The organism is Anaerosalibacter sp. Marseille-P3206, assembly GCF_900155565.1.
Classification (GTDB): domain Bacteria; phylum Bacillota; class Clostridia; order Tissierellales; family Sporanaerobacteraceae; genus FUHM01.
Genome location: NZ_FUHM01000002.1, coordinates 937,823 through 962,129 on the forward strand (window position 1 = coordinate 937,823; position 24,307 = coordinate 962,129).

23 protein-coding genes are annotated in these 24,307 nt (G+C 30.5%); all 23 read right to left on the reverse strand.

From position 1 onward, the window contains the following. Positions 1-169 precede the first annotated feature (169 nt). Positions 170-1,993: an ATP-dependent zinc metalloprotease FtsH gene (gene ftsH, locus BQ9840_RS05940; protein WP_200804882.1), complete on the reverse strand. Its 1,824-nt coding sequence runs from the start codon at positions 1,991-1,993 to the stop codon at positions 170-172. 105 nt (positions 1,994-2,098) lie between these two features. Next, positions 2,099-2,638: a hypoxanthine phosphoribosyltransferase gene (gene hpt / locus BQ9840_RS05945; RefSeq protein ID WP_369800175.1), complete on the reverse strand. Its 540-nt coding sequence runs from the start codon at positions 2,636-2,638 to the stop codon at positions 2,099-2,101. After that, a complete protein-coding gene (gene tilS, locus BQ9840_RS05950) occupies positions 2,635-4,026 on the reverse strand; it encodes a tRNA lysidine(34) synthetase TilS (protein WP_077368910.1) in 1,392 nt (463 codons plus the stop codon). Before tilS ends, hpt begins: the two co-directional genes overlap by 4 nt. A gap of 56 nt (positions 4,027-4,082) precedes the next feature. Next, complete coding sequence (locus BQ9840_RS05955) at positions 4,083-4,946, reverse strand: protein kinase domain-containing protein (RefSeq protein ID WP_077368911.1); 864 nt, start codon at positions 4,944-4,946, stop codon at positions 4,083-4,085. Positions 4,947-4,955: 9 nt separating this feature from the next. After that, positions 4,956-5,663 carry a vWA domain-containing protein gene (locus BQ9840_RS05960; RefSeq protein ID WP_077368912.1) on the reverse strand — a complete coding sequence of 236 codons (708 nt, stop codon included), beginning with the start codon at positions 5,661-5,663 and terminating at the stop codon, positions 4,956-4,958. Between the two features lie 125 nt (positions 5,664-5,788). After that, complete coding sequence (gene spoIIE / locus BQ9840_RS05965) at positions 5,789-8,146, reverse strand: stage II sporulation protein E (RefSeq protein ID WP_159436086.1); 2,358 nt, start codon at positions 8,144-8,146, stop codon at positions 5,789-5,791. A 286-nt stretch (positions 8,147-8,432) separates the two neighbouring features. Beyond that, positions 8,433-8,852 (reverse strand): S1 RNA-binding domain-containing protein, encoded by a 420-nt coding sequence (locus BQ9840_RS05970; protein ID WP_077368914.1) that lies wholly within the window; start codon positions 8,850-8,852, stop codon positions 8,433-8,435. A gap of 76 nt (positions 8,853-8,928) precedes the next feature. Next, positions 8,929-9,255: an FtsB family cell division protein gene (locus BQ9840_RS05975; protein WP_234978628.1), complete on the reverse strand. Its 327-nt coding sequence runs from the start codon at positions 9,253-9,255 to the stop codon at positions 8,929-8,931. 46 nt (positions 9,256-9,301) lie between these two features. After that, positions 9,302-9,778 carry a spore cortex biosynthesis protein YabQ gene (yabQ, locus tag BQ9840_RS05980; RefSeq protein WP_077368915.1) on the reverse strand — a complete coding sequence of 159 codons (477 nt, stop codon included), beginning with the start codon at positions 9,776-9,778 and terminating at the stop codon, positions 9,302-9,304. Positions 9,779-9,793: 15 nt separating this feature from the next. Then, complete coding sequence (gene yabP, locus BQ9840_RS05985) at positions 9,794-10,075, reverse strand: sporulation protein YabP (RefSeq protein ID WP_200804883.1); 282 nt, start codon at positions 10,073-10,075, stop codon at positions 9,794-9,796. A 113-nt stretch (positions 10,076-10,188) separates the two neighbouring features. Further along, the gene (locus BQ9840_RS05990) at positions 10,189-10,428 is read right to left on the reverse strand and encodes an RNA-binding S4 domain-containing protein (protein ID WP_077368917.1); all 240 of its coding nucleotides are present in this window, start codon (positions 10,426-10,428) and stop codon (positions 10,189-10,191) included. Between the two features lie 17 nt (positions 10,429-10,445). Beyond that, the gene (locus tag BQ9840_RS05995; RefSeq protein WP_077368918.1) at positions 10,446-10,796 is read right to left on the reverse strand and encodes a tRNA-binding protein; all 351 of its coding nucleotides are present in this window, start codon (positions 10,794-10,796) and stop codon (positions 10,446-10,448) included. A 72-nt stretch (positions 10,797-10,868) separates the two neighbouring features. Beyond that, positions 10,869-11,147 (reverse strand): HU family DNA-binding protein, encoded by a 279-nt coding sequence (locus BQ9840_RS06000; RefSeq protein ID WP_077368919.1) that lies wholly within the window; start codon positions 11,145-11,147, stop codon positions 10,869-10,871. A gap of 92 nt (positions 11,148-11,239) precedes the next feature. After that, complete coding sequence (gene mazG, locus BQ9840_RS06005) at positions 11,240-12,715, reverse strand: nucleoside triphosphate pyrophosphohydrolase (RefSeq protein WP_077368920.1); 1,476 nt, start codon at positions 12,713-12,715, stop codon at positions 11,240-11,242. Positions 12,716-12,802: 87 nt separating this feature from the next. After that, positions 12,803-14,413 carry a putative polysaccharide biosynthesis protein gene (locus BQ9840_RS06010; RefSeq protein WP_077368921.1) on the reverse strand — a complete coding sequence of 537 codons (1,611 nt, stop codon included), beginning with the start codon at positions 14,411-14,413 and terminating at the stop codon, positions 12,803-12,805. A 122-nt stretch (positions 14,414-14,535) separates the two neighbouring features. Further along, positions 14,536-15,087: a stage V sporulation protein T gene (spoVT, locus tag BQ9840_RS06015; RefSeq protein WP_077368922.1), complete on the reverse strand. Its 552-nt coding sequence runs from the start codon at positions 15,085-15,087 to the stop codon at positions 14,536-14,538. Positions 15,088-15,243: 156 nt separating this feature from the next. Further along, the gene (locus BQ9840_RS06020; RefSeq protein ID WP_159436087.1) at positions 15,244-16,221 is read right to left on the reverse strand and encodes a peptidylprolyl isomerase; all 978 of its coding nucleotides are present in this window, start codon (positions 16,219-16,221) and stop codon (positions 15,244-15,246) included. 56 nt (positions 16,222-16,277) lie between these two features. Next, positions 16,278-19,784, reverse strand: coding sequence for a transcription-repair coupling factor (mfd, locus tag BQ9840_RS06025; RefSeq protein WP_200804884.1), 3,507 nt, complete (start codon positions 19,782-19,784; stop codon positions 16,278-16,280). Positions 19,785-19,822: 38 nt separating this feature from the next. Further along, positions 19,823-20,407, reverse strand: a complete 585-nt coding sequence (gene pth, locus BQ9840_RS06030) for an aminoacyl-tRNA hydrolase (protein ID WP_077368924.1) — start codon at positions 20,405-20,407, stop codon at positions 19,823-19,825. A gap of 16 nt (positions 20,408-20,423) precedes the next feature. After that, on the reverse strand, positions 20,424-21,371 hold the full coding sequence (locus BQ9840_RS06035) for a ribose-phosphate diphosphokinase (RefSeq protein ID WP_077368925.1): 948 nt from the start codon (positions 21,369-21,371) through the stop codon (positions 20,424-20,426). Positions 21,372-21,386: 15 nt separating this feature from the next. After that, positions 21,387-22,775: a bifunctional UDP-N-acetylglucosamine diphosphorylase/glucosamine-1-phosphate N-acetyltransferase GlmU gene (gene glmU / locus BQ9840_RS06040; RefSeq protein ID WP_077368926.1), complete on the reverse strand. Its 1,389-nt coding sequence runs from the start codon at positions 22,773-22,775 to the stop codon at positions 21,387-21,389. Between the two features lie 140 nt (positions 22,776-22,915). Continuing rightward, complete coding sequence (gene spoVG, locus BQ9840_RS06045) at positions 22,916-23,179, reverse strand: septation regulator SpoVG (protein ID WP_077368927.1); 264 nt, start codon at positions 23,177-23,179, stop codon at positions 22,916-22,918. 105 nt (positions 23,180-23,284) lie between these two features. Then, complete coding sequence (gene purR / locus BQ9840_RS06050) at positions 23,285-24,115, reverse strand: pur operon repressor (protein ID WP_077368928.1); 831 nt, start codon at positions 24,113-24,115, stop codon at positions 23,285-23,287. Positions 24,116-24,307 lie beyond the last annotated feature (192 nt).

The window sequence follows — 24,307 nt, forward strand, 5'->3', positions numbered from 1 at the left end:
AATTTTTATCCCTATAGTCTATTATATTATACAATCTACGTTTTTTTGCAACATTTATTTCAAAAAATTATTAAAATGAAGTAAATATTTCATTTTTAATTATAACACCTCTACACAAAATCTTCAATTTTTTTAACGAAAAAAAGCAGTTAACTTTAGTTAACTGCCTCTATACACTCATAAATACTTCTTCAAATTCTTTTGAATCAAGAGTTTCTCTTTCAAGTAACGCTTGTGCAACTGCATGAAGTTTATTCATATTATCTTTTAAAATTTGTTCTGCTCTTTGGTAAGCCTTGTCTATCATACTTCTCATTTCTTTATCAATTGATGCTGCAACTTGTTCACTGTAATTCCTTGCTCTGCCAAAGTCCCTTCCTATAAATACTTCTTCATCATCTGTTCCATATGTCATAGGTCCAAGTTTATCACTCATACCATAGTGAGTAACCATCTTTCTAGCAAGCTTTGTAGCTCTTTCAATATCATTTTGGGCCCCTGTAGATATATCTTCTAACACTAATGCCTCTGCTACTCTGCCGCCTAATAGACTAACCAATTCATCTTCCATTTCATTTTTCGTCATAAATGACCTATCTTCTTCTGGCAAATATGCTGTAAATCCACCTGCCATACCCCTTGGTATTATTGTTACCATGTGAACTGGGTCAGCATTTGGAAGAAGTCTTGAGGTTATTGCATGACCTGCTTCATGATAAGCAGTAAGTTTTCTTTCTTCTTCGCTAACAACTTTACTCTTCTTTTCTGGTCCTGCCAATACCTTGATAGAAGCTTCTTCAATGATATTCATTGGAATTTCTTTTAGATTATTTCTAGCTGTCAATAGTGCAGCTTCATTAACTAAATTTTCAAGATCAGCTGGAGTAAATCCAGGTGTTCTCTTTGCTACAATTTCTAAATCCACATCTTCCGCCAATGGTTTGTTTCTTGTATGGATTTTTAATATTTGTTCTCTTTCCCTTACATCAGGAACTCCTACATATACTTGTCTGTCAAATCTACCAGGTCTTAATATAGCAGGGTCTAATATATCTGGCCTATTTGTAGCTGCCATAACTATTATACCTTCATTTGTTCCAAACCCATCCATCTCAACTAACAATTGATTTAGAGTTTGTTCTCTTTCATCATGACCTCCGCCAAGACCTGCGCCTCTTTTTCTACCAACTGCATCGATCTCATCTATAAAAACTATACATGGTGCATTTTTCTTAGCCTGTTCGAATAAATCTCTTACACGGCTAGCACCTACTCCAACAAACATTTCAACAAAATCAGAACCACTTATGCTGAAAAATGGTACACCAGCTTCTCCCGCAACAGCTTTACTTAAATAGGTTTTTCCTGTTCCAGGAGGGCCTACAAGAAGTACACCTTTTGGTATTCTTGCACCTAATTCAATATATTTTCTAGGGCTTTTTAAGAAATCTACTATCTCTTTAAGCTCTTCTTTTTCTTCTTTTAAACCTGCAACATCTGCAAATGTAATTTTCTCACCATCATCATCTTTATGCATTCTAGCTTTACTCTTCCCAAAGGACATTACCCTATTACCTCCACCTTGGGATTGTTGCATAAAGGTAAACCATATTATTACAAATACTAATATCACAAAAATAGTTGGAAGTACATTTAGTATCCAAGGAGTACCCGCTTCTTCTTCTCCCTTATAGGACTTAATCTTGCCCTCTACCACTTGTGGATCTGCATATCTTTTATAAGTGTCTACAAGCTCCAAAGGTAAAATAGTTGTAAACTGAGTGCCATTCTTTAACTTACCTTGTATAGTTATTCCCCCAGCAGTACTAGTACTCTTTATACTTTCAACTTCTTCTTTTTGTAAATGTCCAATTAGCTCTGTAGAGTCTATTTCAACAATTGGTTCTACATCTTTTCCAATCATCTCAACAACCAAAATTATTATAATGAGTATAAGTAAATAAAAACTTACACCCCTGAAAAATTTTTTCAAACTAAGTCCTCCCTTCTAGTGCTGGACATACTTATATATTCTAAAATTATAACACATATAATTTAAAAAAACAATAATACACATATTTACTTCTTTTAACATCTATTATTTTCTCAACGATGACACAAAGGGAAGATTTCTATATTTCTCTGCATAATCTATACCATAGCCAACAATAAACTCATCTGGAACTACAAATCCAATGTAATCTACGGGCACATCTACTTTTCGTCTTTCTGGCTTGTCAAGAAGTGTACATATCTTAACACTTTTTGCTCCCCTCTTTTTCAAATTATCAGTTATATAGCTTAGAGTAAGCCCAGTATCAATTATATCTTCAACAATTAATATATCCTTACCCTTAACATCAGCATCTAAATCTTTTACTATTTTCACCACTCCTGATGACTCTGTTGAATTTCCATAACTTGATACAGCTAAGAATTCCATTGTTATTGGTAAATCTATACGTCTAGCTAAATCTGACATAAAAATAGCAGCCCCTTTAAGTATACAAACCAACATCAAATCCTTACCCTCATAATCCTTTGTTATTTGTTCTCCTAACTCTCTTACTCTCTTTTGTAGTTCTTCTTCAGAGACAAGAACTTCTTTAGTAATATCCTCCATTATTCTCCTCCTCAAATTTGATTGTTTTTTATATATTTTACTACCAAGACATTTTTTGTCTCAGGGGTAATTTTATAATATTCACTAGTTCTCATTCCTATAATCCATATAATATTCTTCTCATCTACCAATATAGGAATAGTATCTCTATCTGGAATTGGAACTTTTTCATCAATAAAATAATCTTTAAGCTTTTTGGTTCCCTTCATCCCAAAAGGAACAAACACATCCCCTGGCAATCTATTTCTAATTGTTAGAATGCCTACTATTCTATCATAATCAAAATATTTAATAAACCCATCTTTAAAATTAAACTTAACTTCTTCAACCGGTAAAACTTTTGATTCAACAGCAAAACCCAGCTCCTTAAAATATGTATATTCTCCAATAGAAATACTCTTATTATACGAAACTTTCTCTTTTCCTTTATCTACTTCTATTATTAAATCATCATAGCTTGTCTTAGCTTTTATACAGTTGATTAAATCAATACTCTTACCAGTTTCTCCTTTAGATAATTCTACCACATCTCTAATATGAGTTTCTGTTATTCCCTTAAGATTACCTGACAATTTCTCAATGCAATGTCTTATTATTCTAAACTTAATTGCTTCATGTTCTAATAAAAATTTACCCCTACATAAAATTATACTATTTCCATCCTCAAATTTCACCATCTGTTTGTATTTTTGATGAGAAAGTTCTTTAAGAAAACTACTATCCCTTTGAGAAGTCGCAGAAATCCTCCAAAGTGTATCTACTATATTGGGATTGAAATTCGACTCTATGTAGGGAATTAACTCTAATCTTATTTTATTTCTACTGTAAATAGGTTCTAAGTTCGTCCTATCTAATCTAGTTTTTATATTATTTGACTTTATATATTCTTCAATTTCACTTCTAGAAATACCTAAAATCGGTCTAATAATATCATCATTTTTGTATTCCATGCCTCTTAGCCCATCAATTCCTGTGCCTCTCATAAATCTCATCAAAAGCGTTTCAGCTTGATCATCTTTGTTGTGAGCTACTGCAATCTTTCCCCCACCCAACGATGATATTATTTCTCTAAAAAACTTATATCTGAGTATTCTTCCAGCATCTTCAGATGAAATTTTGTGTTCTCTTGCATATCCATCCATATCAATTCTTTTAGAATAATAAGGAATGTCATTTTTCAAAGCCTCATTTTTTACAAACTCTTCATCTTCATCTGCTTCCATTCCTCTAACACCATGATTTACATGGGCAACATAAATAGAAAAAGGTATTTCTTTACGAATTTCCATAAGAACATATAAAAGTGCCATAGAATCAGGCCCTCCTGATACACCTATTAGCACCTTTTCATGAGGATTAATCAATTCATATCTTTTTATACACTCCATAGCCTTACTCTTCATATCTCTACCACCTATTTAAACTTTTGTATACTCTCTACATATAATACCCTTTTGCTCTAAAAAAACCAAACTTTTATTCCAAATATTATTGAAAACATGCAAAAAATAATGCTCCCAATAAAAAAGTAGTCTATCTTATGAATTTCTATATGGGTGTTTTTAGAATTCCAAGATAGTTTCATTAAATCAGATTTATATTTCCTTAACGATACATATGTACCACTTAATCCGCTTTTTAAAATACTTTTTATGTTTTTATTTAATCTTGATGCTTCAATTTTAGTAATTATCTCTTTTAATTCAAATATAATAGGGCTATATTCTCTATTGAATATTAAAGACACTATAATCATACATGTAGTAAATATTATTTGTTCTATGTAATTATTGTTTTTAGAATTTCTCCAAGAAATTAAATTGTAACATGGTGTATATTCTATCATAGATTTATTTTTTTCTACAACCCCACCAAAGTCAATAAAATAAATACAATCGTCATTAACTAATAAAATATTCTCTAATTTCATATCAGTATATTTAAATCCTAGCTTGTATACATCTTCTAAAAAATTGGCTATTTTCAATCCTACATCAAAAATAATTTTTAGAGACAACTTATTCTTCTTGGCATATTCTTTTAAGTTGTCTCCTCTAATATAGTCCATTACAATAAAATGATAAATTCTACCTTCTATTTCCCAATCATCATAATCGTAAACTTTAGGAATAGAAGGTAGGCTCTTAAGCTTATCCATTATATAATATTCTCTAGTAATAGAAGAAGTGTTTTTAGATATTTTTATAGCCTTTATAGCTCCAATGCTGTCTCTAACCTTAAATATCTTACCAAAAGCACCCTCACCTATTTTTTCTAATAAAGTATAACTTTTTTTATTCCATTTACCCTTTATCACAACCATATTGCTCACCTAAATAATATAATCTGAAAGAACCCCTTCTTCTCTCTCTTGTACATTTTCATTGAGAAGCATATGTATACCTCCTTCTAAAGCAGGTCCTGTTGGAGTCACTCCCCCTATAGATATAGACTCCATATGCTCCTCTAAATATGCAATATCAGATGTGAAATTGGCAAGAACTTTATAAAAGGCCTCATCCCCTGGATAAGTTATAACTCCTACTTCTGATTTCCCCTTTCTTTCCTTCAAAAATCTTAACAACTCTAATACACTCATTTTTGAAGCCTTTATCTTATTTTTCATACTACCACTAGTATCTAATATTAAAAGGCATTTAATGGGTATCTCATCTTCTAAATTTTCCATCATCCTAATTATCTTACCTCTAGTTTTTGGAGATACTTCCTTTGTGTCCTTGTCTATTATACATTTAAGTTCTTTGTTTACCAATTCTTCAATACTTCTTTGAACAGATGCTACTGTCACCATGCTTAGTGCATTAGAGAGATTCTCCAAGTTTGTTATCTGACAGATGCCTCCTCCACTTGAAGCAATCTCTTCTACTTCTACTAAGGGCATTTCTTTTAGACTATTCTTTACAATTCCTATGGTGTTAACTCTTATTCCCTTTTCATATGCCTTCTTTGCTGCCTCAATAGGACTTATCCCTAAATTAGATTCACCATCAGTAATAAGTACTATTTGTTTTAAATTCATAATATCACTCCATTCTCTTTTTATGGATTATTAACAATTGTCATAACTTTATTCATTATATGATTGTTTACATTTATCGGTTAATCGTTTTAAGAGAATGGCTGAATTTCAGCTTATAATTTTTGCTACTTTTTTGCCTTCCATACCTTAGTTACCAAAACTGTCATATCGTCTTTAATCCCGTCCTTAGAAACCTTCTTTGCTTCTTTTAAAATCATATTGGCAATAGTTTGAGGATTCAAGCTGTCTATCTTCTCTATTATATCTATTATCCATTTTTCCTTATTACACACTTCTTCATTGGATTCCAAAACCCCATCAGAAATCATAATTACAAAGTCCCCATCATCTAAATCTTCTTCATATATTTCTATATCCAAATCCTTTAACATGCCTACTGGTAGTGAATGAGAACTTATAACCTCAACTTTATCTTGTTTCTTAATAAATGTAGGAGCAGCTCCTGTTTTTATAGCTTCAAGTTTCCCCGTATATAAATCAATATTGCCAATATCCAATGTGGTAAATATTTCATCCCCTGATTTCAACATCAAAATCGAATTGATTGTCTTTAATCCAAGTTCTATATCAAAGCCTGCTTCTAAGAACTTTTCTAATAAGGATATAGCTATTGTACTTTCAAAACTTGCCTTTTTCCCTACTCCCATACCATCACTAAGTGCTGCAAAGTACTTGTTATTCTCTTCTCCAAAAGTAAAAGAATCCCCTGATACATTATTATCTGACTCATTGCTTTTTGCAATCTTTGTAATAGCACTAAATCTATTAGCCTTTACTAATTTATATCTGGTCACCTCTTTTGGTCTAATATTGTTTACTATGAACTGACCACTCAATGGTATACCTATAACTTCTGATACTATTTCTCTAACATTTTCTAGAGAGTTTTCGTTTTTAAAATGCTTATTTACCTCAATATATATTTCAAAATCATCATCAAACTCAGCAACAGTTACTCCCGCTGCATCTACTCCCGCTACCCGCAGTTGAGAGTAAACACTTTCCTCCACTTCCGAATTAAATGTAATCTCTTTGTTTATATCATTCATAATCTCTTCCATTATTTTAGATATGCCCATAAGTTGCTCTGATACGAGTTTTCTATTTTCTGTGAGTTTTCTCTCCCACATATAATTAATCCTATACCTCTCAAAAACACTATTAGTTTTTTCAATTACCTCTTCTGTTTTGATGCAAGTGTTAGTAAAAAGTTCTGGAAGACTGTCCTCATGAATCTCTCCCGTCATCTCCAGTGAAGCTAGCAAATTGAAAAAGGAATAATACGTAGTATACAAATCTTCTTTCCAACAAAATTTTCTCATTGAACATTTATTGCAAGTCTCCTTTGCAACTTGATCTATCAAATGAGTTACATTGTCTGTACATACATCTTCATTTTCCACTGCCTTTATAAATATATTCCCTAATTCATTGAATATTTCTGATACATCCATTAGTTTTCTAGTTGTCAAATCTGATATTCTATCACTACTGTATGTGTCATTTTTATCTACTGCCAAGCTTTTTAATGAATCATTAAAAACATTTTCTAGAAAGTACCTTGATAATACAAAGAATAACAAAAGACCAATAGATAGTTCCTTATAATTTAAAAAGCTTGTACTAAACCCATTTATATAGAAACTTAAAATACAATTTCCAAGAATAAATCCTAATATTGAACCGATTTTTCCTAAATCCTTAAAAACACCAGATAAAAGACCTGAAAATCCAAATATAGCTAGAATAAAAGGCATATCAACTTGAGCTATATAAGAAATCATTCCCACAATAACACCTATACCAGCACCTAATGGTGCTCCAAAATAATATCCAAAAGTTAATACAGTAAAAATACTTATAATATTTTTAAAAGATATTGAAGAAAAACCTATATCTCCTAATCCTGCTATGGCAAGAGATAGGGTTATAAAAACACATATTATTTCTTCACTAGTATACTTTAATTTGTAGTTTTGTTCTATTTTTGGAATGCTATATGAAAAAATATAAGATAAGGTAAATACAACTAATCCTTCAAAAGTAATCATTACAATATCATAAATAAATACATCCTTAAATACAAACAAATCTACCAAACTAACTCCTAAAAAAACTATCGAAGATAAAATTGAAGTCTTTAATTTAGTCATCTTTTTGTTTTTACTTAATTGAGTATTGAGTACATAGATAATTCCTGCAGTAAATAGATAATTATATCCACTTAACCCATGAAAGCTAATTATACCTAATAGAACTGATATTAATGATATAAAAGAAAAACTAGTTCCAATGCTGGCTGATAGAAAAGAAATTCCAAAAGGTGTTAATCCTTTTATTATTCCTGCTCTAGATATAAAGAAGCCTAATATGCCAATTAGAATATAATACCTCTTAAAGACCATCTTCTGTACAGTTTTTTTCTCCTTTAATGAGATCACCGCTGTTCTACTATCCAACATAAAATCACCCCTACTATTATTTTCATTTTCATAATAGCAGAAAACATATGCAATAATTGTCAATACTAGTTGCCTAATTATAAGAATATTTAGACAAAATCTCATATCATCTTTTAAAATATTCCTTTTTTTGGTTAATCTAAAATACTTAATGTTAACCTTGTATTCAAGTAATCTCAACAGCTTTAAGTTAAAGTGACAAAATTATACATATGATGTGAAATTATGTACTTTTAAGTTATGTAATATATATCAAAAACGAAAAAAAACCGGAATCATCCGGTTTTTAAAAACTCATACTACTTTTACCACGAGGTCTAGCTCCAGAACCTTTCTTAGTTTCTCGGCTCTTCAACTGATCTTGTCTTTCATTACTTTCTTTCAAAAACATTGAAAGTTTATCTTCAAAAGACATATTCTTTTGCTTATTGTCTGTTTTATCCCAATCTATTTCAATTGGCATGTTGGACTTTGGTTTAGCTTGTCTAATGGAAAGACTAATCTTCCCATCCTTACTCTTAGATAAAATCTTTACTTTAACTTTTTGTTCTTTTTTTAAATAATCACTTACTTTTTCTACATAATCATCTGATATTTCAGAAATATGGACCAATCCATTCTTTCCTTCTGGTAGTTGAACAAAAGCACCAAAGTTCGTTATTCCGGTAACAGTGCCTTCAACTACTTCACCAACAACTACGGGCATAAATAAATAATTCCTCCTTAAAATATATTGTATTTACTCATAAGTATATATTAGAATACATGATATGTCAATCTGGTCAGTTGCTATTCTTCATCAAAAATGGGTCTTTGTTCTTGTTTTTATCCACATAGATTATTTCCCTTGGTTTAACCATTTTAAGTTCTTCTCTTGCTACTTTTTCAATGAATTCCAATGAATCACTACTTTTAATTTTACTGTCTAATTCTTTTATTTCCATTTGAAGAACTTCAATTTCCTCTTCATTTTTTGCCTTTTCAGCTTCGAGTTCCTTCATCATACTCCTTTGAGATATTAAGGTACTTACTATATATATGGCAAACATGAAAATCAATACATGTCTAAACCTTATTCTTCCCTTATTTTTTACCTTTCCCTTAGCCATAATTACCACCTCATAAATGATATTCTACACAATATTAAAAAATCCTTTATTTTTTAGTAGAAATTAACTTTAAATTTTTTTTCATATTTTTAATACCCTGTTTACAAGCTTGTTTAACTTTTTTATTCTTATTAATAAATGGCCTTAATATTGTTTTTAAAAAGCTAAAAGGTAAAAGTAAAATTTTGTAGAGTCTTTCTAATATAATAAATATAAATTTTAATATTTTTATACATAGTGGATAAATTATCTTACTTAATATTTTGATATACAAAAAAACTCCTAAACATAGACCGACAAATAAGTATCCTCTTAATTCTCCAAAGCTGCTCTTTATTAAAATATAAAAAGTTATTGCCACTACCATTATCCAAAATAATAAATCTCCAATAAAAGTCTTTAACTTATTAGGTTTAATAAAATATCTAAAAGCTTTATATATATCAAATAATAAACCTATAATAAGTCCACCATAAAAAAGAGTTAAAAATATATAAAGTTGCACTTTAATAGAATTGTCCATATCTCATCTCCAAAATCACTTAAACATTTTCCCTAATAAATTTCCTTTAGAACCAAATTCCTTATTGCTGTAAACTATTCCATTTATAACTCCATCTATTTTTACATTTCCATCTTCTAAATTTAATTTGTTGATATTAAGACCTTCTCCTTTTATAGTAATACCCCCCTTTATGGTGTTTAGTAAAATAATATTGTCATTAAAACTTTCTACCTGCTCAACCCCTGTTATAGTTAGTTTTTTTCTATCTTCTAAATATATGTTTTGATTTTTAAATTTTATATTATTATCACCCACATTTATTCCCCCCTACATACATACTATTAAATAATATGTATAAAAAGGTGTGTTTATTACATATAACTGTACAAAAATAATAAATAGGACAGAGTATCCACTGTCCTATTTATCTATAATACTTTATATAATTCCTGAGCCTTATCCTTTGGTACATTATCCATCACAGCAGCTACTTCTACCTTCATGGAACCATTCCCGAAATTTAACTCTATTATATCCCCTACTTTTATTTCATCTCCTGGTTTTGCTACTTTGTCATTTAGTTGTACTCTTCCTTGTTCACATGCTTCTTTAGCTACTGTTCTTCTCTTAATTATCCTTGAATTCTTTAAATACTTATCTATTCTCACACAGATCCCTCTTTCTTTTAACCAACTCTTGTGCCATTTGGAACTGGTTTTTCTGGTTGAGCTAGTACTGGTATTATTCCATCTTGATAACCTATATCAAATAGCATTCCTTCAGAAACTTCACCTGCCATTTTCTTTGGTGCTAAGTTTACTAAAAATAATGCTTGTTGTCCTACTATTTCAGTTGGATCTTCCCTTTCACCTTTCATGCCTACTAAAATTGTTCTTGAAAATTCTTCAAAATTAACAGTTAGTTTTAATAGTTTATTTGACTTTTCTACATCTTCTACTGATTCAATAGTTCCCACTCTTATATCAATTTGATCTAGAACATCTAAGGTAATATTAGGTTTAACTTCAGCTGTCACAATTACCCCTCCTATAATATATTGTATTTGAAAAAAACCAGGTCACTGGACCTGATTTTTTTATAACCAATTTTACTTATTTACTGATTCTTTTAATGCTTTTCCTGCTTTAAATACTGGTGCTTTTGAAGCTGGAATTTGTATAACTTCTTCAGGATTTCTTGGGTTTCTTCCTTCTCTAGCTTTTCTTTCTCTTACTTCAAATGTTCCAAAACCTACAAGTTGAACTTTTTCTCCACTTGCTAATGCTTCTTCAACAGCTTTCATAAATGCATTTAATGCACTTTCTGTGTCTTTCTTAGTTAAATTAGCCTTTTCTGCCATACTAGCAATTAATTCTGCTTTGTTCATAATTAATTCCTCCTCACAAATTGTTTAAATCAATACATATAGCATATTCTATGTTTTTTCTTAAAATCCTTCTTTTTTAGTCATTTATAGTGTTATTTATTTTTATGTATCTTAGCTTCATCCCATAGTGCGTCCATTTCTTCTAAACTCATTTCTTTTAAATCTACTTTTAACTCTTTACTTCTTTCTTCCATATAAGCAAATCTGTCTATAAACTTATTAATGGTCCTGTTTAATGCCACCTCTGGATTAATATTTAAGAACCTGCAAACATTTACGATGGCAAACAATAAATCTCCCAGTTCTTCTTCTATTTTTCCAAAATCACCACCTTTAAATAAATTCAACGCTTCTAACACTTCATTCCACTCTTCAACTACTTTTTCCATAGCTCCATCTATACTGTCCCAATCAAATCCTATATCAGCAGCTCTACATTGGACTTTAAAACTCCTCATAAGAGAAGGTAGTTTTGGTATATCTTTTAGTCTATCTGTGTAACCATCAATGTTACGGCCCTTAAATTTTATTTCATTCCAATTATATACTACTTCATCGGATTTTTCTACTTTTTTTTGCTTAAAAACATGAGGATGCCTTAAAATTAATTTATTGCATATATTTGAAGTCACATCCCATATATTAAAATAACCTTCTTCTCTAGCTATTTGACTATGGAATACCACTTGAAGAAGTAAGTCTCCTAATTCCTCAGATAAATTGTCTATGTCATCTTTGTCTATAGCATTTACAACTTCATATGCCTCTTCAATTACACATTCCCTAATAGACTGATGAGTCTGTTGTATATCCCAAGGGCAACCCTCATCACCTCTAAGCCACTCCATAATGCTTACAAGATCATTCATATCATAAATTTTTTTACTTATTTTGTCCACTCTAGGAATATATATACTTGTCAAGTAGTTAATATCCTCAAGTCTATCTAATTCATACAATGGAATATTGTAAATCTTCTCTTCTCCTTTGACACCAGCACTATTTATAACATATATTCCATACTCATCCCCATATATTTCCGATAGTGCTAATTTTACAAAAGAAGCAATTCTACTATTGTAAACTTGGGTAATTATGTTCCCACTATTTATGTCCACATATTCGCCTTTTATATTTAAACCATCTATTATTTTTAACCCATTAACCGGATCATGACCTACAGCTAATAGTATAGGGTCAATAAAACTCATTCCAGGTATTATTTCTATCTCTATATTTATATCTTTACCCTTATTAATTAGTATATCAACAGTTTTTTCTGCAACTAAAGGGTTTCCCGGTACAAAATAGTTTACAACTTTGTGTTTTCTAACTTTTTCTATTAAATCACTAACTATAAAATCATATACCTTTTGAAAATTTTCTCCATCTTCATATACATTATCATAAGTATCATATGGAATACCTTTCTCATTTAAATAGGAAATAGTAGGATGTATCTTTGTCCTTAGTACATTTAAATCCCCACTATTTAACCTTTCTATGGCACCAAGAGTCAATGAATTTGTATCGCCAGGACCTAATCCCACAATATATATTTTCTCCATAGCAGTTTCTCCTTTGTACAATAAAATTATTAAGCCTCAATACAATTATATCAATATATTAACACATTTAGCAAAGTTCTATGAGTTTTATATTTTTAACAATTTAATTTTTACTAGTTTATTGGCGATTTTCTCTCCTTTTGGTAACATCTTGAAATCTTCATATTTAAGAGAACCTGTTCTCAGTAGCAATACAAAATAAACTACAACTCCCATTAAAATAGCTACAATTGTAGCCAATCTATCTCCTACAAGGGAATTAAGTAATACATGACATAACTTTGCAACTACAGCCATACCTAAAGCTGAAATAAATGGTTTCACAAATACTTCGCCTGTATTGAATTTAATCATGGTATATTTCCTCACACTTATAATATCCAACACAGCAGCAATTAAATATGCAACTACAGTACTAATAGCTGCACCCTTTACATTGATGCTAGGTATACTTGTAAGAGTATAAGTAAGTATAGTTTTAACAACAGCACCTACAAACAAATTCCTTACAGGAACAATAGGTCTACCTAAACCTTGAAGTATTGCTGTAAGAGATTGTACCAATGTTAAAAACACAACTCCTAAAGCCAATATTTGAAGAATTTCACCTGTACTATTTAAAGACTCTATAGTGTTTTTAAAATACAACAATCTAATAATAGGTTTAGCTAGTACAAAAAGCCCAAATGCACTTGGAAGACCAATTAACAATGTCATTCTTACCCCTGAAGACACTATGTTTTTAATCTCTCCATATTTCTTCCTAGTATGTGCCTCTGAAATAGCTGGCACTAAACTTATGGCTAGAGCCATTGAAAAAACTTGAGGTAAATTAATTAATGTTTGGGCAAAACCTTTTAGTTGTCCATATAAATCATTTGCTTCAAATTCACTAAGCCCTATTGCTTGCAATCTTCTCATAACTAATGCAGCATCTATTGTATCCATAATAGGTGCTATAGAAGCACCAATAGTTATTGGAATTGCTATTATCAATAGTGATTTGATAATCTTACCAGTAGTTTCTTCTTTATAGTTTGAACTTTGGTTAATTTCATTTTTGATTTCACTCTTTTGAGATAAATAAATTATAATCATGGCAACTGTTCCTGCAACAGCCCCTATAGATCCTCCAAATGAAGCTCCGCCAGCTGCTATAGGGATACCTTTATCCAATAAATAATAACTGAGAAATAAACCTACAATCACTCTAAAACTCTGTTCTGAAACCTGTGATATAGCAGTTGGTGTCATAGATTGTCTCCCTTGAAAATACCCCCTAAAAGCTGACATAATTGGTACGAACATTAAAGCTGGGACTAAAGCAATAAGTGCATAATATGCATTTTTATTTCCCAATGATTCAACAATGTTTTCAGCATTTATAAAAACAAATACACTAGTAAGTACGCCACAAATTACAAGTCCTGATAATGCAACTTTAAAAACTCTATGTGCCCCTCTATAATCTTCTAGAGCTCTTTTTTCAGATACTAGTTTTGCCACTGCTACTGGAAATCCTGATGTAGATATTGTTAGTAACAATACATAAAGCGGATATGCAGTCTGATAATACCCCATTCCTTCAGTCATAATAATATTACTTATAGGAATCCTATAAAAAGCTCCTAGTACTTTAACAATTATACCTGCGATTCCTAATATAGCTGCACCTTTTAAAAAATTCTCCTTAGTCATATTTAACCTCCTAAAACTCCTCATTTACTATTAGTAATAAACTACATTATATCAAAGATATATTTCAGAAGGAACATCTTTATTACAGAAATAATTAAGCCTACCTAAATAGGTAGGCCCTTTTAGCTTTCCATTTGCTTTGATAAAAAGTTTGCAGCTGTTTCAGCTAATTTTAATTCAATTTCTCCCATGCTAGTACCTGGTTCTTTTGATATGAATATAACAGAACCAATTGGATCACCTTGCATTACAATAGGAACTATTATTTGTGCAACATACTTATCTACATTTTCATCTTCAAAAAATAATCTTACAGGTTTATTATTTGCTGTAGTATTGTATACTGTTCTGTTTTCCATCATTTTTTCTAGATCTTGACTCACTCTGTTGTCTAAGTATTCTTTTCTAGAGCCACCAGATACAGCTATAATAGTATCTCTATCAGTTATAACTACCATATGATTAATAGTTTCATACAATGCTTCACAATATTCAGTTGCAAATTCATTTAACTCTCCTATAGGAGAATATTTCTTAAGGATAACTTCGCCTTCTCTATCGGTAAATATTTCTAGTGGATCTCCTTCTCTTATTCTCAAAGTTCTTCTGATTTCTTTAGGAATAACTACTCTACCTAAATCATCTATTCTTCTAACTATTCCTGTAGCTTTCATTTTTTCCCTCCTTATGTATTTAGTTTCTATTGTGTATTTATTATTTTACTTAAAAGAGTATTTTATACATCAGTGGTAAAGTTAACTTAATGTAATACATTAAGTTAACTTTAAATTAAAAGACCCTATAGCATGCTATAAGGTCTTTTATATATTTTACTTTTCAGTTTTTGATTCTTCTTGCTTTTCCTCTTGTTTCTCTTCTTTTTCCATATAAGTTTTTACTTTTGCTTCTTCCCTCAATTTCTTAATGTTTTCTTGATATTTAGTATTTTTTAGATTTTCCATTACTTCATCTTTTAAATCTTCAAAGTTTTCCAATCTTTCTTCTACTTTGATTATATGATAACCATAATCACTTTGAACAATATCACTTATCTTTCCAGGTTCCAATGAAAATGCAGCTTCTTCAAATTGTGGTACCATATCACCTTTTCTAAAATATCCTAAATCTCCACCATTAACAGCTGAACCTGAATCAATGGATTCTTTGCCAGCCAATGCATGAAAATCCTCTCCATTTTTAATCTTTTCTAATATACTCTTAGCTTGTTCTTCTGTTTCAACTAATATATGGCTAGCTTTAACTTTTATATAACTATCTTTATTTTCTTCAAAATGTTTTTTTGCTTCTTTTTCATCAATTTTTAATCCTTCGATGTACTTAGTTCTATATTTATCAATAATCATTTCTGTTTTGATTCCTTCTTTAAAATACTCTTCAGTCAAATTATTTTCACTTAAGAATGTCTTATATTTCTCATCGCTACCAAGTACTTCTTTATAACTTTTTATTTGATTATTTAATTCATCATCTGTAACAGTAATTTCTTCTTTTTTCGCATTTTCTAATATTATCTTTTCCATAATAATTTTTTCTAGCACTTGTTCTTTGATAGCTTCTTCGAATGTTTTGCCATTTCCTGCATCTTTACTCATGATGTCTTCCCCAAACTGTTTTTTATATACATTCTTATACATATCAAAATCCTTATCAAACTCTGTTTTAGAGATATTTTCCCCATTTACTTTTGCTACAGCATCTTTTGGAGCTTTCTCACAAGCAGCAAGAGTGAATGTAGCTAAAACTACTAGTGCTAAAATTAATAAGACTTTTTTGTTAAATTTAATCAATAGAAACATCCTTTCTCATTTTAATATTCATTATAAATATATTATATATCATATTGTCAACTAAGAGAACCTCTAATTTTTTCAACTAACTCCTTTAGCCCTGTTAACAAGTCTTTTCCTGGCCTAAATCTAAAAGATGGTTTATTTGACAAATCAAAGTATATTCTTCTTCCATACTCCTTTGAAAGTTCGTGAATAAGGCTAGCAGTAATATTATTAGACGAACTCAATTCCAGTTTGATACCATCTTTAATTTGTGTAATAGATATTATACCTAAGCGACTAGAAACATATTTTATATAGGAAATTTTCATTAAATTATCAACCTGAACTGGTATATCTCCAAATCTATCTATAAGTTCTTCTACTAAATCATCATAATCCTCTACAGTTTCAATACTAGCAATTTTCTTATATATTTCTATCTTTATTTCTCCTTCTTTAATATATCTATCTGGAATAAATCCATCTACATTTAACTCTATAGTAGTATCTACAAGTTCCTGATGATCTTCACCCTTAAACCTTCTTATTGTTTCATTTAAAAACTTCACATATAAATCATAACCTATAGCTTCAATATGTCCATGTTGTTCTAATCCTAGGAGATTTCCAGCCCCTCTAATTTCTAAATCCCTCATAGCGATTTTAAATCCAGAACCAAATTCTGTAAACTCCTTTATAGCCTTTAACCTTTTTTCTGCTACCTCAGACAACACCTTGTTTCTTTCATACATTAGATAAGCATAGGCCAATCTATTACTCCTTCCAACTCTTCCCCTTAACTGATATAGCTGAGATAAGCCCATCTTATCTGCATTATTTACGATTATAGTATTTACATTTGGGATATCTAATCCTGTTTCAATAATAGTAGTACAAACTAAAACATCATAGTCTCCTTCTAAAAAGTCTAACATTATACTTTCTAACTGTCTTTCACCCATCTGTCCATGGGCTACTGCTACTCTAGCTTCAGGTACAAGTTTCTTTATGATAGAAGCCATTTTATCTATAGTCTCAACCCTATTGTATACAAAGTAAACTTGACCATTTCTAACTATTTCTTTTATTATTGCTTCTCTGATTAATTGTTCATTGTACTCTACAACATAAGTCTGAATAGGATATCTTTCTTCTGGTGGCATGTCAATAACACTCATATCCCTAATACCTATTAAAGACATGTGTAGTGTTCTTGGAATAGGTGTAGCTGTAAGAGTCAATACATCAACATTTTCTTTTAACTGTTTTAGTGATTCCTTATGCTTAACACCAAATCGTTGTTCTTCGTCTACAATCAAAAGTCCTAAATCATTAAATATAACATCTTTTGATAGTAGTCTATGGGTCCCCACTATGATATCTAAATTGCCTTTTCTTAGATCCGCTAAGTCTTTTTTCTGCTGAGCTTGAGTCCTAAACCTACTAAGCATTCCAACTTTTACAGGAAAGTCACCAAATCTTTCTATGATAGTATTATAATGTTGTTGTGCTAATATTGTTGTAGGTACTAAAAAAGCCACTTGTTTATTATCCATAATAGCTTTAAATGCAGCTCTAATAGCAACTTCAGTTTTCCCATAACCTACATCACCACATAGAAGTCTATCCATTGGTTTTTGCTTTTCCATATCTCCTTTTATTTCCTCAATGCATCTTAACTGGGCTTCTGTTTCTTCATATGGAAATACATCTTCAAATTGAGCCTGCCAAGGTGTATCTTTGCTAAATGCATATCCAGTGGAAACTTCCCTCTTAGCATATAGTTCTAGCAATTCCTTTGCCATATCTTCAATAGCCTTTTTAGCCTTAGCCTTAGTCTTAGTCCACTCTGAACTACTTAACTTATTTACCTTAGGTTTGTTAGAATCAGAACCAATATATCTTTGGATTAAATTCATTTGGTCAATAGGAACATAAAGTTTATCTTTTCCTTGATACTTAATAGTCATGTAGTCCTTTTTAATTCCTTGTATATCTAATTGCTCAATTCCTAAATATTGACCAATACCATGATTTTCATGTACAACATAATCTCCAATTTTTAAATCTGAAAAACTAACTATTTTTTCCCTATCCTTTTTTGTAGGTTTTCTTGTTTTTCTTTTAATAGTTCCATATACTTCTTTGTCACTAATTAGTGCAAATTTAATATTAGGATACTCAAATCCCCTATGAATAGAGCCTTCTGTTATAAATATTTGACTTGTCTTAATTTCTCTATTTGAATCTTCTACATAAACACACTCTATACCTTTTTCCCTTAAAACTGTCTCTAATCTCTTTCCTCTATCTAAAGTTCCTGAAAATATTATAGTCTTATATCCTCTATACTTATAATGATTTAATTCCTCAACTAAAAAATCTATCTTATTGTGAAAAGACTGCATACTCTTAGAAGTAATGCCTATTATAGATTGTGGTCTAAAAACATCATCGCTTTTAAGAAGTGCTGAGGTAGTAATACATATTTGTTTTTTAATAGCTTTCTTAATCATTTCAAAATCAAAGAAGATATCTTGATGCTTTGGTAGCAGTTCTCCACTTTCATAAACATCTGCAAACTTAAAGTTAAATTCATTTTTCTTTTCATTTGTACTCATTTCTACTCTACTAGGTTCATCTATCAATACTATGCTTTCTTCAGATAGATAATCTACCAAACATCCTAGTTGATTATTAGGAATATACGGAACTATCATATCTACATTAGAAACGCTTAATCCTTCTCTTACAGTTTCAATATATTTTTTGAATTTTTCTTCTAATTTATCTCCAACAATTTGATTGTTTTTAAATTTAGAAATCACATCTTCTAAATCATTTTCCATATTAGTTGCTACTTCATCCTTATAGATATCTAGCATAAGTATTTCTTTCGTTGGAGTAATATATACTTTAGCTACATTTTCGATTGACCTTTGCCCTATTAGGTCAAATGTTCTAATAGAGTCTACCTCATCATCAAATAATTCTATTCTAAAAGGATTTTTGCTGTAAGGTGGGAAAAAGTCTATTATTCCTCCTCTTACACTAAACTGCCCTACCCCTTCTATTGTAGTTACCCGTTCATATCCTTTAGTTACAAAACTATTTAATAATTCATAAAGGTCTACAGTATCTCCATAGTTTATTTCCTCTGTATATTTATGAAATAAACTATTACTCAATATTTTACTAAGTAAAGCCTCAATATGTGTAACAACAACTATTTTTTCTCCCCTACTCAATCTAGTAAGCACATTTAATCTCTTATGTACAGTTTCATAGCTAAAGGCCTCAATATCATAAAAAACAACTTCCCTAGAAGGAAAAAATTCTACATTGTCATTTTCGAATTTTTTTAAATCTTCAAAAATCTTTTTTGCCTTAACTTCATCACTAGCTATAACTAGTACTTGCCTATCTATCTCTTGTCTAACTCCATATACTATATGCCCAATATTTTCGATTCCAATTCCGTGGATACTTATGGGGCTTATATTCGATTTTATTTCTTCAACTAACTTTTTATAGGAGGTCATGTTTTTTAATGGATCTATAAACATGTTTTGAGTCATTTAATCATCTCCTTGTGAAAATACCTTAAGCCCAGGTTTTATTCCTGGGCTTGTTTGCTCTTTGCATTAAAAATATTCATAGCAGTGTTTACATTGTCCTTAATAATAGTTTCAACAGCCTCACAAGTTTTTTCTAAGGCCACTTCTATAACTTTTCTATCATCACCATTAAACCTACCTAATACAAAATCTGCTAAATCATGATTTTGATTTACAGGCTTTCCTATTCCAACCTTAACTCTAGGAAAATTATCTCTTTGTAGATGATATATAATAGATTTTAAACCATTATGAGTTCCAGCACTTCCCTTACTTTTAATCCTTATAGTTCCAAATTCAATATCTATGTCATCTACTATTACTATAATGTTTTCAATAGGTATTTTATAATAATTATATAAATCTAATACACTGATTCCACTATTATTCATATAAGTTTGAGGCTTTACTAAAAAAACTTTTTCATTACCTATTCGGCCTTCACCATATACACTTTTAAACTTAATCTTATTAATAGGTATATTGTTTCTCTGGGCTAGTAATTCCACTGCATCAAATCCAATATTGTGTCTAGTATTAGCATATTCTTTACCAGGATTTCCTAGTCCTATTACTGCATACAAGTTATCAACTCCTTAATCAGTCAAACAACTTACTAACTGATTCATTCTTGTATATTCTTAAAATAGCTTCTGCAAACAATTCTGCTACACTTACAACTTTTATTTTATCAATTTTCTTTTCTTCAGATAGAGGAATAGTATCTGTAACAACAAACTCTTCTATTTCTGAATTTGCAATTCTCTCAACAGCTGGGCCAGAAAGAATTGGGTGAGTACAACAAGCATAAACTTTTTTTGCTCCAAAATTCTTTAATACACTTGCTGCTTTAGCAATAGTTCCAGCAGTATCAATGATATCATCTATTATAACCACATTTTTGCCTTCAATATCACCTATTACATTCATCACTTCAGAAACGTTTGCTTTTGGTCTTCTCTTTTCAATTATAGCAATTGGTAAATCTAATAAATTAGCAAAATTTCTAGCTCTAGTCACTCCACCTAAATCTGGAGAAACTACAACAGTTTCTTCATCAACTATATCTTTAAAATAATCAGCAAGAATTGGTACTCCAGTCAAATGATCTACAGGAATATCAAAATAACCTTGAATTTGTCCTGCGTGTAAGTCCATAGTTAAAACTCTATCTGCTCCAGCTCTAGTCAAAAGGTCTGCAACCAACTTAGCTGTTATAGGTTCTCTTGCTTTAGTCTTTCTATCTTGTCTAGCATATCCATAGTAAGGTATAACTGCATTGATTCTTCCTGCTGAAGCTCTCTTAAGTCCATCCATCAATATTAATGTTTCCATAAGATTGTCATTTACAGGTGGACAAGTTGGTTGAATTAAAAATACATCATATCCCCTTACTGTCTCATCAATATTTACTGTTATTTCTCCATCACTAAATGTACCAACTTCACACTTACCAAGTTGTACACCTAATTTCTCACAAATTTTCTCTGCTAATTCTCTATTGGCATTTCCTGTAAACAATTTCATACCGCTTCCGCTTAAGTTCATTTTAAACTCCTCCCGTTATTTATTTTTGTCTAAAATACCTTTGTCAAAAACCCAGCCTTCTTTATTTACTTGCCTAGCTCTTGCAATAGATAAATTACCTCTGCCAACTTCGTCTGTTATAGTTGAACCAGCAGCAATATATCCATATTCCTTAACTACTACAGGTGCAACTAAGTTAGAATTACTTCCAACAAAAGCATTATCTTTTACTACCGATTTTTGTTTTATTTTACCGTTGTAGTTGACAAATACTACACCACAGCCAATATTTACATTTCTACCAACCTCTGCATCACCTATGTAAGAAAGATGACTAGCTTTAGAATTGTCTCCAATAGTAGAGTTTTTGACTTCTACAAAATCGCCAATTTTTACATTTTTACCTATATGACTATTTGGTCTTAAATAAGCATATGGGCCAATTTTACTCTCATCATCCACACTACTATCAATTATAGTGGAACTTAATATTTCTACATTATTGCCAATTTTGCTATTTACTATTTTTGCATTTTGACCAATACAACAATCTTCTCCTACCTCACTATTCCCTTCAATCACTACTCCTGGATAAACAACGGTATCTCGTCCAATCACTACACCATCTTCTATATAAGTGTTTTCAGGATCGATTAGGGTTACACCATTTAGCATATGACTTTGATTAATCCTATTTCTCATTATCTTTTCTGCCTCTTGTAATTGTACCCTTGAATTAATTCCATAGATTTCTTCTTGATTTGCTATCTTGTATACTCCAACTTTTAGTTTTTCATTTTTTAATACTTGTACCGCATCTGTTATATAGTATTCACCTTGAGCATTGTCATTATCAATTTTATCTAAGGCAAATTTTAAGTACTTTCCTTTAAAACAATACATTCCTGAATTAACTTCTTTTATTTTCAGTTCCTCACTAGTTGCATCTTTATGCTCTACTATAGAAACAATATCTCCAGCCTCATCACGTACTATCCTTCCATATCCAGTAGGATCTTCTAAATCAGCTGAAAGCACTGTACAGACATTGTCTAAAGAGTTATGATACTCAATCAATTTATTTAGTGTATCCCCTGTAATTAAAGGAGTATCTCCATATAAAATTATAACACAACTATCATCAGCAATGTACTCTTTTCCCTGCATAACTGCAAAGCCAGTACCATATGGGACATCTTCCCCTATAGGCTGAGTGACAAATGTAACATCGTCATCTCTTATGCTATCAATTACTTTGTCTGAACCATGGCCTACTACTACAACACTTTTTCCCATATTAGCCTCTCTACTTGCATCAATGACATACTTTAATAAAGGCTTTCCACATACCTTGTGCAATACTTTAGGATACTTAGACTTCATCCTAGTACCTTCTCCTGCCGCAAGTATAATAGATATATTCATATAAACACCTCTATCCTTGGAATTTATTCTTCCAATAATATTCTATACAATTTAAAATATAAGTCCATACCTGTTTATGCTTTTTTTTATTTTTTGAAAAATTAAACGAGAAAAAAGGACCTTCTAAGGTCCTTTCTATCTTACTCTTCGCTTATATTTTTTTCATATTCCATAAATATTGCATCTTGTATTTTACTTCTAGTCTCTGAATTAATTGGGTGTGCAATATCCCTAAACTCTCCATCTGCCATCTTTCTGCTAGGCATAGCTACAAAAAGTCCATTTTGTCCATCTATAATTTTAATATCATGTACTACAAATTCGTTATCAAAAGTAACAGAAACTATAGCTTTCATCTTACCCTCATTAGTTACCTTTCTAATTCTTACATCAGTTACTTGCATTATCCTTCACCACCTTCCAAAGAAGTCATTTTAGGAAATTATTAAATATTCACTATATTCTATAAATTTTACGAAAATCCTTCTTTTTGAAGATAATTTTTTATTTTATTTGAATTGTCTTAATAATTCAAAATTAGAAGACATTGAAATTTCTCCATCTACCTCATCCACCTTTTCAAGTTTCAATAGAGCCTTGTAACCTTTAATCAATTTTTCTTCAGGTTCCAAAGTAGTTATCAATACACCTATACCCTTAACCTGTGCATTAAACTCACCCATCATTTCTTTTATACCCTTAATTGTTCCACCAGCTCTCATGAAATCATCAACTATTAACACATTTGCACCTTCCTTTAAAGCCCTCTTAGAAAGGGACATAGTTTGTATAGTCTTTGTAGAGCCAGATATATAATTTATATTTACTGCAGTCCCCTCAGTAATTCTCATGTTTTTTCTAATTATAACCAATGGAACCCCTAAAAATTCTGCCGTCATTAAACCTATAGGTATACCCTTGGTTTCAATAGTCACCACATAATCAATATCTCTATCTATGAACTCATCCGCCAATATCATACCAATCTTTTTTACAATTTGAGGATTGTTAAGTAAATCCATCATATAAATAAAACCACCAGGTATAAGTCTTTCCTTCTTAGACAATTCACTACATAAATAATCCAAAAACTTTTTAGTTTCCTCTTTATTATTACCAGGTATAAACCTTACTCCTCCATTAGCACCAGGAATAGTTTCTATTACCCCTATATCAAGTTTTTTTACTAATTCCTTCATGATACCTATATCTCCACTAATACTAGGTTTTTTTACATTAAATAATTTTGAAAAATAATTATAAGTTAATATTTCATTGGGCCTATTTGTAAATATATACATAAGCCCTGCAATTCTTTCATTTCTCTTAAATTTTCCCATGTATATCACCACAATCAGATTTTTTTATTATTTCAGTATATTATTTTAGTATATTCTTTTTTCTGGCTTATTTCAATAGAAATCAACTTCCGCTTTTTAATTTTATACCTTTATGATATAATCTAACAGTGACAAATGAATGATATTAGAATAATATAATAATAACCAATTTTATTGGCAATAATAAAATAT

What these genes read in the sequence shown, in the direction of transcription:
- mfd (WP_200804884.1), bottom strand. Translation starts at nt 19,784, where the DNA reads ATGACTCAAAACATGTTTATAGATCCATTAAAAAACATGACCTCCTAT.
- glmU (WP_077368926.1), bottom strand. Translation starts at nt 22,775, where the DNA reads ATGAATATATCTATTATACTTGCGGCAGGAGAAGGTACTAGGATGAAG.
- spoVT (WP_077368922.1), bottom strand. Translation starts at nt 15,087, where the DNA reads ATGAAAGCTACAGGAATAGTTAGAAGAATAGATGATTTAGGTAGAGTA.
- BQ9840_RS06035 (WP_077368925.1), bottom strand. Translation starts at nt 21,371, where the DNA reads ATGAACTTAAGCGGAAGCGGTATGAAATTGTTTACAGGAAATGCCAAT.
- mazG (WP_077368920.1), bottom strand. Translation starts at nt 12,715, where the DNA reads ATGGAGAAAATATATATTGTGGGATTAGGTCCTGGCGATACAAATTCA.
- spoIIE (WP_159436086.1), bottom strand. Translation starts at nt 8,146, where the DNA reads ATGTTGGATAGTAGAACAGCGGTGATCTCATTAAAGGAGAAAAAAACT.
- BQ9840_RS05970 (WP_077368914.1), bottom strand. Translation starts at nt 8,852, where the DNA reads ATGCCCGTAGTTGTTGGTGAAGTAGTTGAAGGCACTGTTACCGGAATA.
- BQ9840_RS05960 (WP_077368912.1), bottom strand. Translation starts at nt 5,663, where the DNA reads ATGAATTTAAAACAAATAGTACTTATTACTGATGGTGAATCTAATTTA.
- BQ9840_RS06000 (WP_077368919.1), bottom strand. Translation starts at nt 11,147, where the DNA reads ATGAACAAAGCAGAATTAATTGCTAGTATGGCAGAAAAGGCTAATTTA.
- BQ9840_RS05955 (WP_077368911.1), bottom strand. Translation starts at nt 4,946, where the DNA reads ATGGTTGTGATAAAGGGTAAATGGAATAAAAAAAGTTATACTTTATTA.
- purR (WP_077368928.1), bottom strand. Translation starts at nt 24,115, where the DNA reads ATGGGAAAATTTAAGAGAAATGAAAGAATTGCAGGGCTTATGTATATA.
- BQ9840_RS05975 (WP_234978628.1), bottom strand. Translation starts at nt 9,255, where the DNA reads ATGGCTAAGGGAAAGGTAAAAAATAAGGGAAGAATAAGGTTTAGACAT.
- tilS (WP_077368910.1), bottom strand. Translation starts at nt 4,026, where the DNA reads ATGAAGAGTAAGGCTATGGAGTGTATAAAAAGATATGAATTGATTAAT.
- yabQ (WP_077368915.1), bottom strand. Translation starts at nt 9,778, where the DNA reads ATGGACAATTCTATTAAAGTGCAACTTTATATATTTTTAACTCTTTTT.
- spoVG (WP_077368927.1), bottom strand. Translation starts at nt 23,179, where the DNA reads ATGCAAGTAACTGATGTAAGAATTAGAAAGGTAACTAATGAGGGTAAG.
- BQ9840_RS06010 (WP_077368921.1), bottom strand. Translation starts at nt 14,413, where the DNA reads ATGACTAAGGAGAATTTTTTAAAAGGTGCAGCTATATTAGGAATCGCA.